Origin of the sequence: Paenibacillus sp. NFR01, assembly GCF_900111565.1 — a bacterium.
Classification (GTDB): Bacteria; Bacillota; Bacilli; order Paenibacillales; family Paenibacillaceae; genus Paenibacillus_AQ.
In genome coordinates this window covers 42,235-59,819 of the sequence record NZ_FOIK01000007.1, presented here as the reverse complement: position 1 = coordinate 59,819, position 17,585 = coordinate 42,235, and the positions used below count along the sequence as shown (strand labels likewise).

Annotated in this window: 13 protein-coding genes; 2 read left to right on the top strand and 11 right to left on the bottom strand. The window is 40.7% G+C overall.

Annotation, left to right across the window (positions count from 1 at the left end; genetic code table 11):
• Nucleotides 1-3 precede the first annotated feature (3 nt).
• The gene (locus BMW84_RS21770; protein ID WP_091072032.1) at nt 4-1,152 is read right to left on the bottom strand and encodes an anti-sigma-I factor RsgI family protein; all 1,149 of its coding nucleotides are present in this window, start codon (nt 1,150-1,152) and stop codon (nt 4-6) included.
• A complete protein-coding gene (locus tag BMW84_RS21765) occupies nt 1,136-1,636 on the bottom strand; it encodes a sigma-70 family RNA polymerase sigma factor (protein ID WP_091072030.1) in 501 nt (166 codons plus the stop codon). The genes BMW84_RS21770 and BMW84_RS21765 overlap by 17 nt, the downstream gene beginning before the upstream one ends.
• A gap of 434 nt (nt 1,637-2,070) precedes the next feature.
• On the opposite strand from BMW84_RS21765, the gene BMW84_RS21760 reads away from it, so the two are divergent.
• Entirely contained in the window at nt 2,071-3,450 is a 1,380-nt protein-coding gene (locus BMW84_RS21760) for a helix-turn-helix transcriptional regulator (RefSeq protein ID WP_175498980.1), read from the top strand.
• A complete protein-coding gene (locus BMW84_RS21755; protein ID WP_091072025.1) occupies nt 3,428-4,441 on the top strand; it encodes a zinc-dependent alcohol dehydrogenase in 1,014 nt (337 codons plus the stop codon). The genes BMW84_RS21760 and BMW84_RS21755 overlap by 23 nt, the downstream gene beginning before the upstream one ends.
• Here the strand turns inward: BMW84_RS21755 and BMW84_RS21750 are convergent.
• The 9 genes from BMW84_RS21750 to BMW84_RS25220 form a co-directional block, all read right to left on the bottom strand.
• Complete coding sequence (locus BMW84_RS21750) at nt 4,431-4,886, bottom strand: GtrA family protein (protein ID WP_091072022.1); 456 nt, start codon at nt 4,884-4,886, stop codon at nt 4,431-4,433. The two genes, BMW84_RS21755 and BMW84_RS21750, sit on opposite strands and share 11 nt — an antisense overlap.
• Nucleotides 4,887-4,933: 47 nt before the next feature.
• The gene (locus BMW84_RS21745; RefSeq protein ID WP_091072019.1) at nt 4,934-6,181 is read right to left on the bottom strand and encodes a class-III pyridoxal-phosphate-dependent aminotransferase; all 1,248 of its coding nucleotides are present in this window, start codon (nt 6,179-6,181) and stop codon (nt 4,934-4,936) included.
• Between the two features lie 15 nt (nt 6,182-6,196).
• The gene (locus BMW84_RS21740; RefSeq protein WP_175498978.1) at nt 6,197-7,465 is read right to left on the bottom strand and encodes a phosphotransferase enzyme family protein; all 1,269 of its coding nucleotides are present in this window, start codon (nt 7,463-7,465) and stop codon (nt 6,197-6,199) included.
• Between the two features lie 690 nt (nt 7,466-8,155).
• Nucleotides 8,156-9,829, bottom strand: coding sequence for a hypothetical protein (locus BMW84_RS21730; RefSeq protein ID WP_091072015.1), 1,674 nt, complete (start codon nt 9,827-9,829; stop codon nt 8,156-8,158).
• Nucleotides 9,830-10,381: 552 nt separating this feature from the next.
• A complete protein-coding gene (locus BMW84_RS21720) occupies nt 10,382-11,596 on the bottom strand; it encodes a restriction endonuclease subunit S (protein WP_091072010.1) in 1,215 nt (404 codons plus the stop codon).
• Between the two features lie 10 nt (nt 11,597-11,606).
• Nucleotides 11,607-13,184, bottom strand: coding sequence for a type I restriction-modification system subunit M (locus tag BMW84_RS21715; protein WP_091072009.1), 1,578 nt, complete (start codon nt 13,182-13,184; stop codon nt 11,607-11,609).
• A gap of 56 nt (nt 13,185-13,240) precedes the next feature.
• Nucleotides 13,241-14,080: a hypothetical protein gene (locus BMW84_RS21710; RefSeq protein WP_091072006.1), complete on the bottom strand. Its 840-nt coding sequence runs from the start codon at nt 14,078-14,080 to the stop codon at nt 13,241-13,243.
• A gap of 12 nt (nt 14,081-14,092) precedes the next feature.
• Nucleotides 14,093-17,188 carry a type I restriction endonuclease subunit R gene (locus BMW84_RS21705; RefSeq protein WP_091072003.1) on the bottom strand — a complete coding sequence of 1,032 codons (3,096 nt, stop codon included), beginning with the start codon at nt 17,186-17,188 and terminating at the stop codon, nt 14,093-14,095.
• Between the two features lie 90 nt (nt 17,189-17,278).
• Nucleotides 17,279-17,497: a DNA cytosine methyltransferase gene (locus BMW84_RS25220; RefSeq protein ID WP_175498976.1), complete on the bottom strand. Its 219-nt coding sequence runs from the start codon at nt 17,495-17,497 to the stop codon at nt 17,279-17,281.
• Nucleotides 17,498-17,585: the final 88 nt, after the last annotated feature.

Below are 17,585 nucleotides of genomic sequence, written 5' to 3'. Positions count from 1 at the left end.
TTGTTATAGCCCATTCTTATCTTTTTCATCACTATTCTTATCTTTTACATCACTATTCTTATTAGCGGCGCTATTCTTATTTCCATCACTTTTCTTATTTCCTTGAGCTGCAGCATTACTTTTGGTTGCGCCCTGGTTTTTGTTGTCTTCTATATTTTTATCATTAGCTGCATCATCATCTTTTTTAGATTTATTGGTGACACTTGCGGCATTATTCTCTTTACTATCCTTGTCCTCGTCGCTAATCTTAACTTCTTGTTCATTAGCTTTAGATGCATTATTTATTTTAGCTGCATTTGTATTTTTGGCCTCGCTTGAGTCTGCGGCAGTACCGGTGGTAGTGGTGCTAGTATTAGTATTATTGTCGGCTGTTGTACTATTGGTTTGATCTTTATTTTCATCCTTATGATCCGCGTTATTCTTAAGCTTGTCTTTACTATCTTTGATAGTTTTCATTATATCTTTGACACTTGCATCTTTATACTTATCTACAGTAGCGGTTGGATCCACTTTTTGAAGCTTATTGATAAGATTAAGCTTTCCAGGGCTGATCCCCAAAGCTCTCGCCTGATCCCTGCGGGCAAGGGCAACATTATCTTTGATAACAGTTGCTGTTGTGTCAGACTCCTCTAAAGCCTGATTTGCTCCGGTTTCAGCATCGTTTTCAAGTTTGGCTGCGGTCTTTGAATTATCTGTTTCCGATGTAATAGAAACCACAGATGAACCGTTATCGGCTATAAAACCATTATCAACAGCAGAATAAACCAGCGTGCTGACAGCTACTCTAACATTAGAACCTTTTATGCTTATTTTAGCCAATATCTTGTTGCCGTCGTCATTGATTCCTTTCACTTTTACAACTTTATCAAATGCGTTAACTCCAATTTCTACGCTGGGGTTAATGTCCAGGCTAAGGTAGGATACCGGTGTTTGATAATAGGCGTATGCCGCCCCGCTTCCTCCAACGAGTAAGGTTGCCGCGCACGCAGCTGCGATTAACTTTTTCTTCATAAAGAATGTCCTCCGATGACTGTATTTTATGTTTGTAGTATTCTCATTCATTAATGCGTCTTTCAGAAAACCTTCCGTTCTGCTTATTAAGGCCTCTTCGGCTTTAATTTGATTGATCGCAGATTTAAAACGTGAAATCATGTTCTGTACCTCCTAACTTTTGTTTCATAAGTTCCCTTGCTCTGTGTAAGAGAGAATAGATTGTATTTTCTTTTTTGTTTAGCAACTGAGCCATTTCAGGCACGGTATACTCCTCGTAATAAAATAGATAGATAACATCCTTGTACTTGTCCGGAAGCGTTAAAACGACCTGCAGGAGTTCATTTTCGGCTGGATCTTCAAATGGAAATTCCATACCTTCAATGGGAACCATTTTCTTTCGCCAAAAGCTTTTTAAGAGGTCCTTGCATTTATTGATCGTAACTCTTATTAGCCATGCTTTTTCATGTTCAGCACTTTCAAAGCGAAAGTTATTTTGTAACAACTTCAGGAATACTTCTTGAAAAACATCATCCACGTCTGCGCTATTATGTAGATATAGAAAGCATATTCGACGTACAAGGTCAGAATATTGGGTGAGTGCGGCAGAAATATTATCGCTCATGTCAATCGGTAATTGGGCCATTGTTTCTCCTTTCTATACTGGATACGACTGACCATTAAGAATCCTTGCAAAAAATTTTTCGTTTTTTATTTGAAAAATATACCTTTTAGTGAAATGCACAAAAAAAGCCGTCAAGCGTTCCAGCAACAATATGTACCGCCAAGTCCGCCCTCCGGGTTCAGCCCAAATAAGACAAACCGCCAATCCAGTGATGTCACTGTGTATTGACGGTTTGTTATAGATTGCTTTTGTCCGATTATTATGGTTCCCTGAGAAACACATGAGATACGCTTTTATTGCAGCATTTGTTATTGGTGCTACGAGCCAAGGAAAATAAGCTTACGTATCGAATAGAACAATCGTTACCTTCATCCCAAATTCACATGGCAGGTGATTTCTTGTACCACGTCGCAATCATCTCAGAAAATAGAATTCTGTTGAAACGAGTGCATGAAATGCTGGAAGATCCCGCCATGTTCCGCATTCATATTGTTCCGTTCAGCATGGATGCCATACAGGCTTTCCATGATACCCATGCAGACATCGTCATCTTGGATACATCTTTATTTTTGCCATTCGAACATATCCTTGATCAAATGTATCAATACAATTGGCCCTTTCATGTCCTTCTCATTTCCCATGAGCCTCATCTCGATTATCCCAAAAAGGACAATGTATTTTTGCTGGACAAAGACACTCTTAGCAGAGAGTTATTTCATGAAATTATAGAGAGAATAAGACAGCATTCTTCTTCCTTGCAGCATCTGCATACGGATATTACGTTCCACTGGAACGGGACGCACTCGGTTACGATTCAGCCTGATTCTTATCATATCGTCGTCCTGAGGACATTTAACGAAGATCACGCTCTTGATGCAGCGGCTTGCCATACCTTGATCGCAAAAGCACATCCATTCTGTAATCTACATCTCATACATGCTTCAGATTCCATTGCTATATTGTATATGAATCGCTCCCAGATTAAAAAGGCGTTTCATTACGCCCAGCTTTCTTCTCTCGTCTTTCAAATGCTAGGCCCGAAAACCGCAATGCTATACAAGGAAAATATTTCTTGGAAAACACTTCAGACTTCTCTTGAGGAAATGGTAGATCGCATTCCGCTCCTCTATTTTCTGCAGGGGGAAAGCAAAAGCTTCCAAACATTGCAACAATCCGCTTATATGCCTGCACGGAAGGATATAAAGAAACAATTTTTATTATTATTACAGGATTTCTTGGACTCAGATATCGAATCGGCCAAGCATATTTTGCGAGACATGTACATGCACACCATCAAAGCAAGCTATGATGTTTCGGTCTTGGAATATGTCCGAATGCATTTACAAACAGTAAGCTTCTTATTCTTCAAGGAGAGCATAGACTTCGCCGGATTCCCTTCGATTGAAGAAGAACTGGCCTGGTTACTTGACTCCGGACTCTTTACGCCGATCGCATTCCCCTCTTCCTCATTGCAAGATACAGTGACAAAATGCACGCTTACGCTGTATCGGGAATATCACACCACAATTTCGCTGGACGGGATCGCAGGCAAGCTAGGGCTCCATAAAATATACGTAAACCGGCTATTCAAGCAGCAATTTCGCCAAACCGTCGCGGAGAGCCTTCACATCCTGCGGCTGCAGGAAGCCAAATATCTCCTTCTATTCACTGACGAAAAGGTGTACAATATCGCAGCTTCCGTGGGGTTTAACGATACCGGTTATTTTATCAAGACATTCCGGAAATCAACCGGCTATTCCGCGCTTGAATTTCGCTTGCTACGAGAAAACAAGGAGGAATTTCGTACACATTATGCGCGCATTATGGAAATATGAAAATGGAATCCTGGCTTTCAAAGATATTGACGAGCCCCGCATTCGTTCTGAACAAGACATCAAAATCAAGGTCATGTATTGTACGATTGGAATACAGGATCTGAGAGTTTATCGGAAATGGGATTTTTATGCCAAAAGCGGGGTTGCCGGATACGAAATGTCCGGTATCATTGTCGACTTGGGATCCGAAGCGAAGAAAGCCGGCTTTTATATCGGCCAGCACGTATCCGGTACGGTGGCCAGATTCTGCGGGACATGCGTGTATTGCGTGAATGGAGAAGAGAATAACTGCCTGGAAATCACACCGAATCCCGGTACAATATGCGACGTTGTCGTATGGAATATGAATCAGGTTGTCGCCATTCCCGATGAAATGCCCTTTTCCATAGGCTGCCTATTAGAACCCGTGGCTGTTGTGTATCAAGCCTTCTCCAAAGCCAATATCCAAAGAGGAGATGACATTTGTATTTTCGGAGGTGATTTCAACGGCTTGGTGCTGCTCCAGCTCGCCAAACAGGCAGGGGCTAAATCGATAACCGTCGTAGAACCGAAGGAAGGTAACCAAAAGCTTGCCAGACAGCTTGGTGCCGACTTTGTCGTCGACCCCCGAGAAGATACCTACAAAACAGAACTCATGAAAATATCCGATTTCATTGGATTTCAGTCTGTGTTCCTCACCTCCAGCCATCCGGAATGGATTTCGGTATCCACAGATTTCGTCGCTAGAGGCGGCACGATGATGCTTATGGTGTATTACGACCTGGATATCGATTTTTCGATGAACTCCATTAAGTTTTTTCTGATGAACATAAAAATAACAAGCTCCTTTTTGTACACCAAAAAGAAACTTGTCGAAACCCTGCCTATTCTCGGGTCATTGCACTTAGCACCTTTAATCCATTCGGAATATTCCATGAAGGATTCCCTTACTGCCTTCGATGTCGAGCAGAAATCCCATTATCCGCGTATTGGCCTACGAATTAAGGACTGATCGATGATGAAGCGTCCAGCTTATGGCGGGGGATCTTTCCTTTGCTATCAATGGATTTGCCAAACACATACAATCTTTGGTACAAATATTCCGTCACCCCGTTTAATAATAAGTTAAGCAAAGTGACCACATAGGCATTCCACGAAAGATTCTCGACAAGATGATTTCCAAGCACCGTTGTGACAGGGGTAAAAATCGCATAATAGGCCGCTACCTTCATCATGGCGGTGGGAATATGATTGTTGGATTTAAAGGTAAACTCCCGATTCAATGTAAAATTCCACAGGACAGACACGACTAGCGCAATGAGGTAACTCAACCAATAGGTCCAAGGCGTAAACTGATCCAGCAAGGTAAACATAAGCATTTCAATGATTCCGGCAGATGTTGCGAATGTGAAATATTTCAACGTTCGGAATAGCTCTGTTCGTGCTGTATTCTCCATGGTTATCTCCTTTCTTCCCCCAAAAAAGCGGATCGGCTCATGATCGGTTATACATGCAAAGCGACCTTCATTTCGCTTATGGCCTTGTCCAGCCTTACCAATACTTCCTTTGCGGTTTCCTCTTTCATCAATAAACCCGGCTTGAACTGCAATGCCGACTTGTCGAAGTTCGCCATAACCGCCCAGACCCCATGTCGCATTAATGATTGCATTAACGCAGGTCCGCCCATCGGATGGGACGTCTTGATCCCCATAATCACTCCGCACTGCCGGATTTCGGTGATCCATTCTGGGTACTTCCTCTTCATGTCATCGAGCCCCTTCGCAAACAGAGCCGTCAGCATCTCTACATTTTCTTGCGTAGATGGCCTCGATGTAATTTCCATCGCTTTAGTCGCTACGATACACCCTAACTCCGATGCGTTAAAAGAAGAAACATGTGCAAATCCATCTTCCTTTAACCATGCTCCCGCTTCCTCCGACATAATAACGGCGGACATCGGATAATAACCGCCGGAGAGTCCCTTTCCCGTTACAATGATGTCCGGTGTCGCCCCTAATTTACTAACGCACCACATCTGGCCGCTTCTCATGAGACCCGTCTGCACTTCATCGGCAATATACATTGCACCGTATTTGTGCGCTAATTCTTCGACTCCCTTGTGGTAGCCTTCCACCGGCATCGGAAAGCCTGCCGTAGCAGGAATGGTTTCAATAATGACACACGCCGTATCCTGTAATTTCAATATGTCTTCCAAGCTGTTCAGATCATTATACGGAATATGAGTATAGTGTTCAGGATTCGGTTTCATGTTGAAGAACTCGGCCATATTTTCATATCCGGCCTGCATGGATATTCCAGTGGAACCGTGGAAGGCACAATCCAGAGCGATGACTCTATTTCTCCGGGTTGCTCTCCGGGCGAACTTGATGGCCGCATCATTGGCCTCGCCGCCGCCATTTAGCATGTACACATACTTCATGTTACTGGGGGACACGTTCAATAGCGCACTGCACAACTCGTTTTTATACTGTGAAGGAAAATAGTGATTCCCCGCGTCTACCAATTCCGCGCCTTTGATCAAGGCTTCCTTGACTTCCTCATTTCGGTGGCCTAAATTGAAGACACCTCCATTGGAGTGCATATTAATAAATTCATTGCCATCCAGATCTTTAAAATAGCTGCCTGCTCTTTCCCCCATGGACAGCTCTATACCATATCCTCGGAATGTATCCACTTTATTCGGGTTCCACACCTTGTACGCTTCTTCATAAATTTCATGTGCCTGGCTCATCTATTGAGTCCTCCCTTATTTGTGGATGTGATGCAAACTTGGCTTAGTAAAAACAGGGTCTGCTACTGGTACCGGCAATCTTTTCTCCTTATATTTTTTTAAATAGTCCTGGGCGAGGATCACTGTTCCCTTGGCATAAAAAGTCAGGATTTCCGGAGTCAGCTCGGCGGCTTCCCCGCTTCCGGGCATCACGCAGCTGATCCGGCTTATTAAGCTTTGCAGCATCCCGATTCTTCTCATCATGATGAAAGTCCAAATTTCATCTCTATCCTCTTGGGATACCGGCAATACGGACTCATAGCCCTTTACGATCTCTTGAATAATTTCGTCTAAGTCAGGCCGATGTTCGATCAAGGCTACGGCACCTGCGATCTCATACATGTACCAGCCTTGGCCGCAGTCGTCAAAGTCCAATACACTGATGACGTCTCCATGCTGCAAAAGATTGGCTGTCCGTAAATCGCTATGGATCATTCCATAACGGTCCGGAGATGTTCCATAGGAATCCAAACGCCGCTTGATTAGCGCTACGCAACGGTCCAGCACCCCGATGTCCGAATCGGATAACCACTCTTTCGAGCGATAGCTTTCTCCGTAGAAGTTGTTCCATTCTTCCCCGAAGGTCCCCTCGAAATCCCATTCCATTCTTTCATAATAAGCCGGCCGGCTCCATTTTTTGGATTGTAGATGGATCTTTCCGGCAATCCTGCCCACTTCGCGAAAGAGCCTGCGATCCATCTCGTTCATGGAAGATTTCCTTATCAGCTTTCCCACTTTCGCATATAGAACAGCTGCCAGCTTGAACAAAGGAACCGTAATTGGATCCGGGATTTTATCAATTTTACGAATCATATCTCCTACCGCTTTGTTGTCATCGCTGCTGTCCACAGGCGCAGCCCCTTGCAAATACGAAAAACATACGACATATCTCTTTTCTCCATATTCCGGGGTTTCGATTTCTTCGACATACGTTCCCGATTCCGATGGGACGGGATCCGCTACATGAACATCCGTTTCTTTCTTCAAGTCCATGATCCACTGCAGCTCCGTACGGATGGTTGCTTCACTCGCATAATCCAGCCGGTGAACCCGCATAATGATGGTGGGTTTACCATCCGACTCCACGGAAAACGTCGCATTCTCCGTAAAGTTTAATAATGTCATGGTCGCCCGTTCGGGATATCCCCACTTCACGAGGGCACGTCTTCCCACGCGCTTCACATGCTCGATCTGTTGTTCAAAAGGGAGTTCATGATAAGCTCCCCTGTGCTGTGTTTTCATCATTATCGCCTCAGTTCTGCGAAATAACTTACATACACTTAACATAAATCCGTTAATATTAACTTTAAAACTATAATACTCAACTTTTTTCCGCCTGAAAATAGAACGATGTAAACTTTCCACCATTATTTATGGTAACTTTTTACTACATATTGTGTTAATTATATTAACGGAAACTTCCCTTCAGATCGAACAAACGGCATCATTGAAGCATAAAAAAGGACAAAGCCATAATAGCCTTGTCCTACTTGAAGGAGCGTATGTATTCGGTTCATCACGCCTTTTTCTCAAAACCAATATAGATAGTACCATCACTCATATTGAGTACATTCCTTTTATTTTCAGCAATATTACATTGTCCTGCTTTATCCGGTAAATAACGGTAGCTGACTGCGCGATATTCGACTCTCCCCTATAATGCCTCGAATGCATACGGTTCGCATGAAAAAACCTCCGTCCCCTTGTGGAAATTCAATGAAATAAAACTTGAGTCTTCCTGAATCGTTTTCTAACCCTGTAAATCCTCCAGTGTTCGTCCATAGACATTGGTTTTTGTTTTTTCAGAATAAAACCCCGTCCATCTATCTTACAATAAATCTTCCCCATACAAACTTGCTATACACTCCACATGTGTCGAGGTGACAGGGAGTACAGCATTAGAATTTCTAAATGGAATGACATTTGCTCAAATCATTATTCAACTTCTAAATTTGCAAGTTCAGAAAAATAGTGCAGCATAAGGTCAATTTCAGGTCTAGGGATATAATCCAATACAAAAGTTGCGTATCCGTTGCCTAGATTTAGCATAGACGAACCATTCATTGAGTCCCAAAACTTTTCATATCGGAGATAATACCCAAAACACTCTAGTTCTTCCGCTCCCATAGATTGAACACCTAAATATGATTTAATTCTATCCCGAATATACCGTATGAAGTATGCTTCATCTTTATTTATTGATTTGATTTTGTTTAAGATATGCTCGAGACTAAAAATATCAATAACCCAAGGATATACTTTATCCTTTCCTTCAATTCTCAGGTATTTATTTACACGATTCGATAAATTTAAGTAGTTATTAATTGTTACACAAACAACAAGTACATTATGGTGGCTGTATGCACTTAAATCCAATACCATTTCTCGAGACTCTTTTTTATCACTATCGTAATATCTACCCTTATTACTTCTAATGTTCTCTTTAACTCGCTGACCTTGATTGTAGGCTTTTTGTATAACACGTTTAAAGTTTTGTTGCATTCTTGTATCAGATTTATCAGAATCTCTAAAAGGTTCTTTTAGCACTTCAGATTTACACTCAAAACATAGTACATCTTCTCCACAAACCACGATTATATCCTGTTCCGCGCCGTTGTCATCATACAAGTTAAAAAAAACATTCTCTTTGCCAAAGAACATGGTTAACAACATAATTGTATATAACTCAACGAAATCATCTTTCCTACCAACCATTTCTTTACATTCTAAAATATAATTCCAAAATTCATCAAGCACGAAGTTAGAACGTGGGAAGAAGATTCTCTCTTTATGGCTAACCCCAAGTGAGAATTCCTCTTTATAGTATTTGTCAGTTGGGTAACTTAATGTTGTAAATTTCTCATTTTTAATCTCCGGAAAAAATCTTGCGATAAACTCTTTATCTCTTATGCCAAATATGCTTAACATATTTGACAACTGTCCTCTAGAAAAACTGGTTAAGAATCCTTCGAATTTATATTTTACTTTTTCATAAAACAAATTATTTAATAATCGTTTTGAGTATGATTTATGATGAAAAAAATCGTATAGTATGCAAATCAATAAACCCTTCTCCACTTCAATTGTTGTAAGGTTATCTTTACTTAAGATTTCATCAATTACTTCCCGATTAAGTTCGATGGCACGCAAATACTGAAACCAAGATGTATCAGGATAATCAAAATGATAAGTTAAAAAATTTTGAGGATGGAAATTCCTTAACGACATATGTGTAAAATCTTCTGCGACTTCATCTTCTAACACTTCATTCTGATTAAATTGTTCCATACAGTAGTAATCATATATTTTAATAAACTTCGCTCTCAACCATTCTAATTCAATTTCTTTATTCTTAATTTTTAAACCACTATCTATTTTGGAGTTCTTTTTATATAAGTAAAATAATCTATTTGCCAATCTTGGAGAAATACGTTTATCTCTGTTTTCAAATGCGTATTTTGTATTATCCATAATTAAACTATTTATTAACCAAAAAACTTCATGCGGATTATACTGCCGAAATCTATCAATAATTTCCGCAAGTTCATCTTCAATTTTATAGTTCTCAAGTACAAGAAATTCTTCAAGCAGCTTCCGCTTATTCTCCATTTCTTCCCCCACACATCAACTGTTGAAGTCCATGATTGTTAAACCCTTATCCGCTACTCCTCTGATTTGCTCCATTTATAAAGGACTTTTTCCGCAATTTAATTAGAGCTAATTCCTTATCAATTATTTGATAATTAAGATCCGGTATGAAATTCGCATCCTTCGGTGCTTCTGTTCCATCATCCAACTCAATCTCGATGTGTCCAATCAAACGCTGCAGTACGTCTCGGAGGGCTTCCTCGTCATCAATTTGCAACTCTGCAAAGCGCCAGACTTCTTCCTTGAATCTCCGCCCGATTCATTGGCTTCACCCCGACTCAGAATCGCCTCCAAGATGGCTGCTCTTGCCTTCATAGCATGTTGTTCATCCTTTAAAGCGGCATTGCTCATCAGAAACGTATCATCATCGATCAGCTTACGAGTCATAGCGCAAACCAATTTCTAACTACTCTTATTGAAGCTGCTGTGTTTTCCTTCAGGAAGCATATTTGCACAACATTCGAGAGTTGGAGAATCAAGATAACGATAAAATCGCACGGCATTTATCCGCGCTCATATAAACATCCTTTGTAAATACGCCGCCTTTAACTGTCGTAGCTGCTCAAGTTTAGCAGTTTGGGCGGCGATTTGCTCGTCGACGTTCTTGAAAAAGTCAATGATTCTGTTTTGTTCAGAAATTGTGGGTGTTAAAACGATTATCTTTAAAAAATCCCTTTCGTGTATGCGCCACTGTCCGTACATTACACCTTGTCGATAATGAATCATTTTATTAATGAAGTCTTTCCGTTTGGATAGTAATCCAATAAATAGACTCTCTGAATCGTTGCTTGAATAAAAAATGCTATATACGGGCGATATTACCGCCTTGCCTGTTCTATTAAGACCAATAGACCCTGTTTCTAAGTTGTTTGAACTGTATATAAAGTCATCCAGTTCGGTTTTTTTATATTTTTTCCCATCACCTTTTACCAAAAAACTTCTGTCATACTGTTCCCCCTTGGGTACAACACCAACATTCCCAACGAACGACATCAATGGGTAATCTTCCGATTCCTCAAATTGCTCATTTCTTTCAGTAAGCATTTCTTCCAGCCGCCGCTCTTCCCAATTACCTGTAAACCCAGCGAATCTTACTCTTGGCATGACTTCATTGGCTGCCGGGAACATCTGCTGTAGAAATCCGTCCTTCAGCGTTACGAGCCCATCTAGCTTACGCTTATGCAGGGTGATGAGGTGGTCCAACTCTTTAAAAAACAAACCAATCTTATCCTGTTCTTCTTCACTTGGAAAGTTGATAGGAACTTTCTCAATCTCGTTTTTATTTATCTTTTTAGGAAATGCTATATGCAAGGTTCGTTTCCATATCTCATCTTGTACCGCAAACGAATGAATACTTGCTTGCAAGAAGTATGGATTTAAAGCCTTTTTCTTTAACAATGCAAGACTTACGTAATAAGCAATAGGCTCACTTGATGTTATAACATTAGCAGTCCCGACATCTCCTATGCGGGTCATCAACACATCACCCTTTTCTGGCCGAACCTTAAATTCATTCTCAAATGCTTCTTCAGAAATGTATTTGTCGGACTGCAACGTTTTAATATTTTCAACTGAAAGGAACATAATCCCTTCATGTTTATAGTCTGGAGTTTGGTGCGTTCCGTCGTAAACTTCCGTCACTTCTCCCAACTCTCGCTGTTCCCAATCGTTAGTGAAGCCTTTAAATCGGATTTCAGGTACTGAATGCTGTTTGTTTTCTGTAATCATCTCCACCACCTCACACAAAAATCCGCTTTGTAGCTTCGATTAGCTCTTTCGTTTCGTCAGTCACAGCAAGCTCATCAAGCAAGGCTAAGAAATCCGTTTCTTTTTTCTTTATTTGCAAATTTAAGTCAGCCATTTCACGTCCAAGTGCTACAATGTCGATTTGTTCTTCTTCCTCAAAGGTATCTATATAGCGAGGAATGTTGAGATTGTAGTCATTCGCCACTATTTCATCAAAATTTGCTAAATGTGCGTATTTCACAATGTTCTCACGCCTTTTATAGGCATCCACAATTTTCAGGATATCTTGCTGGCGTAAGGTGTTTTGGTTCTTCTGCTTTTCATAATCATTAGAAGCATCAATGAAAAGCACATCACGACTTGCACGGTTTTTCTTCAAGATAAGAACAACAGTTGGTATGCCCGTTCCATAGAAAATGTTAGCGGGCAAGCCAATTACAGCGACTATTGCGCCTATTTCAAGAAGCACCTTGCGAATGACACCCTCGGCAGCACCACGGAACAGAACACCATGCGGCAGTACAATTCCCATCGTACCACTGTCTTTTAGGTGGTAATAGCCATGGAGCAAAAACGCAAAGTCGGCTTTAGATTTTGGTGCAAGTTTTCCATAGCGTTCAAAACGTGGGTCACTTAAAAACTTATCTGAAGCACTCCAATTCGCAGAGTACGGAGGATTCATAACAACAGCGTTAAAAAGGAAAGGCTCGTTTGTCGGCCAGTCTGCATCTAAAGTATCGCCATTATTGAGCCGCATTTGCTCACGGTTAACGTTGTGTAGAATCAGGTTCATTCGAGCAAGGTTGTAAGTGGTGGTGTTTAGCTCCTGTCCGTGATAATACACCTTATCGGGATTGCTTAGAAACTGACGGATATTCAACATCAGCGAACCCGAACCCATAGCGGGGTCGTAAATATGGAATGGTGCTAGTTCCTCTTGCCCGATACTAACAATCTCTGAAATGATTTTTGAAACAGCTTGCGGGGTATAGAACTCTCCCGCTTTCTTGCCTGCGCCTGCGGCAAATTGGGCGATAAGGTATTCATAAGCATCCCCAATAACGTCACCTTCATGCCCAAATAAGTCTATCTCATCCAAAGTTTTTATAACTTCCATAATGGTTGTACTTTTTTGCTGTGCGTGTGATCCAAGCTTCGTTGAGTTTAAGTCAACATCATCGAACAAGCTTTCAAAATTTTCGCCTTGACGAGAAAGTTCGATAAAGGCACTCTGCAAATCAACTATTTGAAATTCATATTGTGATGCTTTATTACGGAGCATGAAAAACAGATATTGCGGCTCTATGAAATACCCGAGTTTGCGGCGCATCGTATTCTTTAATTCTTCGGCATCATCGTTAAACCAATCCATAAGCTCGGCAAATTGTATATCACGAGATGGGTATTCATCGGGCTTTCCGTTTGCTTCTTCGTACACAGCGCGTAACTCTAAATCAGAAAGATACTTATAGAAAACAAGACCGAGCAAATAGTTTTTATATTCGCTCGCATCCATTTTCCCTCTAAGAATATCTGCGCTTGCCCATAGTTGTTGCTCTAAACGACTCATATATTTACTTCCTTCCTATAGACAGATTATTTGAAAGTTGGTTGCAGACACAAACACTAATTTGTACTGACATTATTCGTAGACCAGTTGAATTTCTGTACGGCACTTTTTAACTCTTCTTTCCGGGTTACATTATCTAACACGCTTGTGACTAATGTATACAGCGCCCCGAAATATTCAAGTGCATCTTCCTCACTTCCATCGCCATGTATTATTTCGCTGAGTTGGCTGAAGAGCTTATATCTATTTGCCGAGAAAGACACTGGGATAATTGAGTGCTGCTCATCCACCTCTTTCAGTATGTCAGAAAAAAAGCGTCTGTTTCCATTCCCCCTATAAAGAGGAATGTTATTGGCATTTGCAATGCTGTAGGTTATAGATTCATATATTTTTCTTAGATAAATAATTGCACCTGAACCAAGTCCATCTCTGTGTGCTCGGTTTGCTTTTTCGAGCCAATCGCTAAACTCACCGTATTTCTCAGATTGTAATTTCACACGTTCGGTTAATTTTTCTCTAAAATGCAATATGCGTACTCTAGGTGACTGATACCGAATATCCTCTTCGGCTTCGACTAAAAACCAAGTATGGACAACTGAACCACAATTGCATTGCAAAATGCAATCAATGCTAATTACTTGTTTATTTACAATAATTCCTCGAAGCCCTTGCTCTTTATTAGAGTTAAAAGTGCGTAAGTCCTCACATTCTGTGCAGTAGTAGTTCAAAGATACTTGTCCAGCCTCTAAAATTATATGTTGCCCAATTAACAGGGAGGTATCATCCTCATTTTCATCACTATATTCATAGTCTTCCCTTTCTTCTGGAAACCAGAACGTGTCAACTTGTTGGTAATCCTCCGCTGGCGGTTTTCGCAATAATTTACTCAAATCCATATCATCGCCACCCTAACACTCATCTCTTAGAGGTACTAATTTTTCATCTAACACAGTTTTCCAATAATGCTCTATAACGAGAAGACGCTTTCTGTATTTTTCGTTAAACATAGCTTCAAAATTTTCCTTGCTTAACCCTGACGCTTCGCTTATTACATTGATAAAAGGTACAACCCCGCTACTTGGGCGATATTCGTTAAAGCTAGTTTGCAGGTTAGCGACAGGCACTTTCAATATTCCAGCAGTATTCTGTAGTATATAATCAATCTCATCAGCGAAATATGCCGTCCAATCCTTTGTCGGTCGATTGTTGTCAATGTCGTCTAATATGGCATTATATATTGCCTGAACGGATGCGGGCTTTGTATTAATCTCTTTCATAATTTTTCCGCGCAAATCATATTTATCTGTTTTGTCCGAAGACTTCTGATATCTGTTCAGAAGCTGATTTATATAGAAGCTATCAATGCGTTCCTCATGCACAGCCCTTTGTCCGCTCGTAAATTCGATGTCTTGGAGCAAGCTTTCCATCTCATCCCCAGTTTGATCCTCTAACTCGGCTCGAATTTCAGCTTTTAGATTTTCACAATGTCCCTTTTCTTCGGGAAGAACCTTCACTATATGTTCAATTTCCTCAAAATCTTCTTGATAATTCTCATAGCTTTTCATGGCTCTTTGAATTTTTTCAAGTTTTTGATAGGCTCTTACTTGTGCAATCTTCTTTTTTATATTATTTGGGTCGTCTTTCAGATCGTCTTTTGCTTGTTGAAGTTCCTCATGTGCCGTTAAAAATGCGGCTTTTACTTCAGCATATTCTTGTGGCACTAAGGCTTCCCAATTTTGCTGTTGGTTCGTAAAAAGTCGAATGGCATCCTCTACATTTTTTCGCATAGTAGCAGGTTTTCGGAACGATACCACGATGCCATGCTCTTTGCCAGGTGCAATACGATTTGTGCGTGAAAATGCCTGTAGCAGCTTTTGATATTTCAGTTCTCGGTCAACATACAAAGTCTGTATCGTAGGCGCGTCAAATCCTGTCAGCAGTCGGTCAACTACAATAACCATATCAAGCCATTTTCCGTCCTTTTGATACTGAGCGTCTTTTCTTGCTAAACGATTATTAATATTTTTGTTAAACTGATCGGTATCTGTGTAATTCGTACCAAAAACAGTGTTGTATTCCTGCATAATGGCATTGACTTCTGCTTGCGCTTCGTTCATCTCACCTTGAGTTTCGCTAGTGGAGTAAGTGATTGTCACTCTCGGAAAATCAGGGTCACGAAGCGTGTGGCGTTCATCTAACTCTCGTCCATTTAACAAAATTCCACTACTTCTCATTTCTTGTAGCTTGTGATAAATACGCTTAGCTTGAGCGATAGAGTGTGTTGTTAAAACAGCACTCATAGTCGGGTATCCGTTTATCACCTTGAAACGCTCTATCACGGATTGGCGCTTGAATATTTTTTTAAGCATCGCTTCAATATATTCATCACGCACAAATAACTCTCTGTCTTGCAGCTCCTCTTTTTCAATTTCTGTCATGTCGGCAAGTTTTTTGATAGGATCAAGCTTCGGGTATTTTCCTTTTACCGTTCTGTACAAAAATTCTGCTTTGCTATCCTCATCTAATAGGCAATGGTACTCCACTTGGAAGTTCAAAACGGAGTTATCGTCCATAGCATTTTTCGTTGTGTAGGCATGGAGTAAGTTTCCATACTGTTGTTGTGTTGTTCTTGCGAATGTTCCGTTTTCTTGTTTTTGGTTCTCCTCAAAAATTGGCGTGCCAGTTAAGCCGAACCATGTTGAGTTAGGCAGGAGCTTTTTAATTTCTTTCATCTGCTCATCGCTGACTGCACGATGGCACTCATCCACCACAAAAACAATATGTTCGCTTTTAAGCTTCTCGAATTTATTGTTTTCCGTTTCTTTAGCACCTCTGACGGCCGCACTCAATTTTTGAATGGTTGTGACGATAATGGTGTTGTTATTTTTATTGCTTAATAGGCTATTGCTAAGTTGACGTTGATTATCAACGCCGACAATAAGCGCATTATCTTTAACATTGCCCGATGCCAACCCTGTGTGGAACTCAGATGCAAATTTATTAAACTCATCTTTGGTTTGGCTGTCTAAATCTGTTCTATCAACAACCATAACGGTACGGTCTACGCCGATGGATATTTGTGCTAAAAGTCTGGTTGCCACAAAACTTGTTATTGTTTTCCCTGAGCCGGTGGCGTGCCAAACAAAACCTCCCTCATGCTTCGCCGCTTGACCGATAATCTTTTGAATAGCGTGGACTTGGTACGGTCTTAGAACCATTAAAAACTTTTGGCTTTTCTGATCGTCCACCAAAACAGTGAATTTGCTAATCAATTCGTGGGCAGAAGGAATACTCAAAACCTGCCTTGTGAAATCGTAAAGATTTTCGATAGGCTCATTATCCGACGTTCTCCAGTTGAACAGGAATTTCTTTGCCGCTTCAAAGGCTTTAGATGTGTTGGCTCCAGGACGTGCAAAGTATTTTGTAGATACTTTGTTACTAACTACAAAAATTTGGGTGGTCGCAAAAATGCCATCAAAAAATCCAGCTTCTGCATACCGTTGTATCTGCTCGAACGCTTGCATATAACCATCTTTGGCAGATTCAGCTTTTAATTCAACATGAATAATCGGCAAGCCATTTATCAGTAGGGTTACATCGCCACGCATATCAGTATTTGTATGCGGCTTAATTTGATTTACAACTTCATAGCTTGAAATGCCGCCAGCAATATCCTTATTGCTGAATAGCACAAGCGACACCCTGCCACGTTTCACATCTTCTCGCTCAATATGAATGGCGGCAACACCATTTTCGCCTCGTAGCCATTGAGAAGCGTTAAAGGGAGTAGCTGTCAGTCTCATAAATTCAACTTTTAACTGTTCGAACTCTTTGTCTGTAAGCGGCACACCGTCCAGTCGCGCCAAGTTAATACGATTGATATGTCTTCGCAAATTATCCCACATAGCAGCTTCGGTCTTTATATCATCACGATATGTCCATTGGTTTTCCCTTTGAGTTAAGATTTCAATGAAACTCTTTTCTGTTTGGGCTTCGTGGTTCATTTGCTTAATCCCCCGTAATTAAGATTTTTCCTGAATTCTTCACCGGCAAAAAGATTATCGAATAAGGAATAATAGTGTTATGCTCTATTGCTATCCCCTCATGTTCTGTAAAGTTGGAACATTATCCACAGTTAGGGAGTTTGGCTTATGATATCTCAACACTTTTAATATGCGGTAAACCAAGTTTCCTGACTTTTCTTCTTGAAAACCGTTTTGTTCACCATCCTTTGAAAACGGTTGACAAGGAACCCCCACTTTTATTTTTCTTATATCCCCATGTGGCTCGATATCAATGTTTCGAGAGTGCAAAAACGTATGTATGTCCTAGGTTACTTAAGTTTAGATGAAAGCCACCAAGCCCAGCAAACAAATCTATTAATCTCATATTGTAATTCCC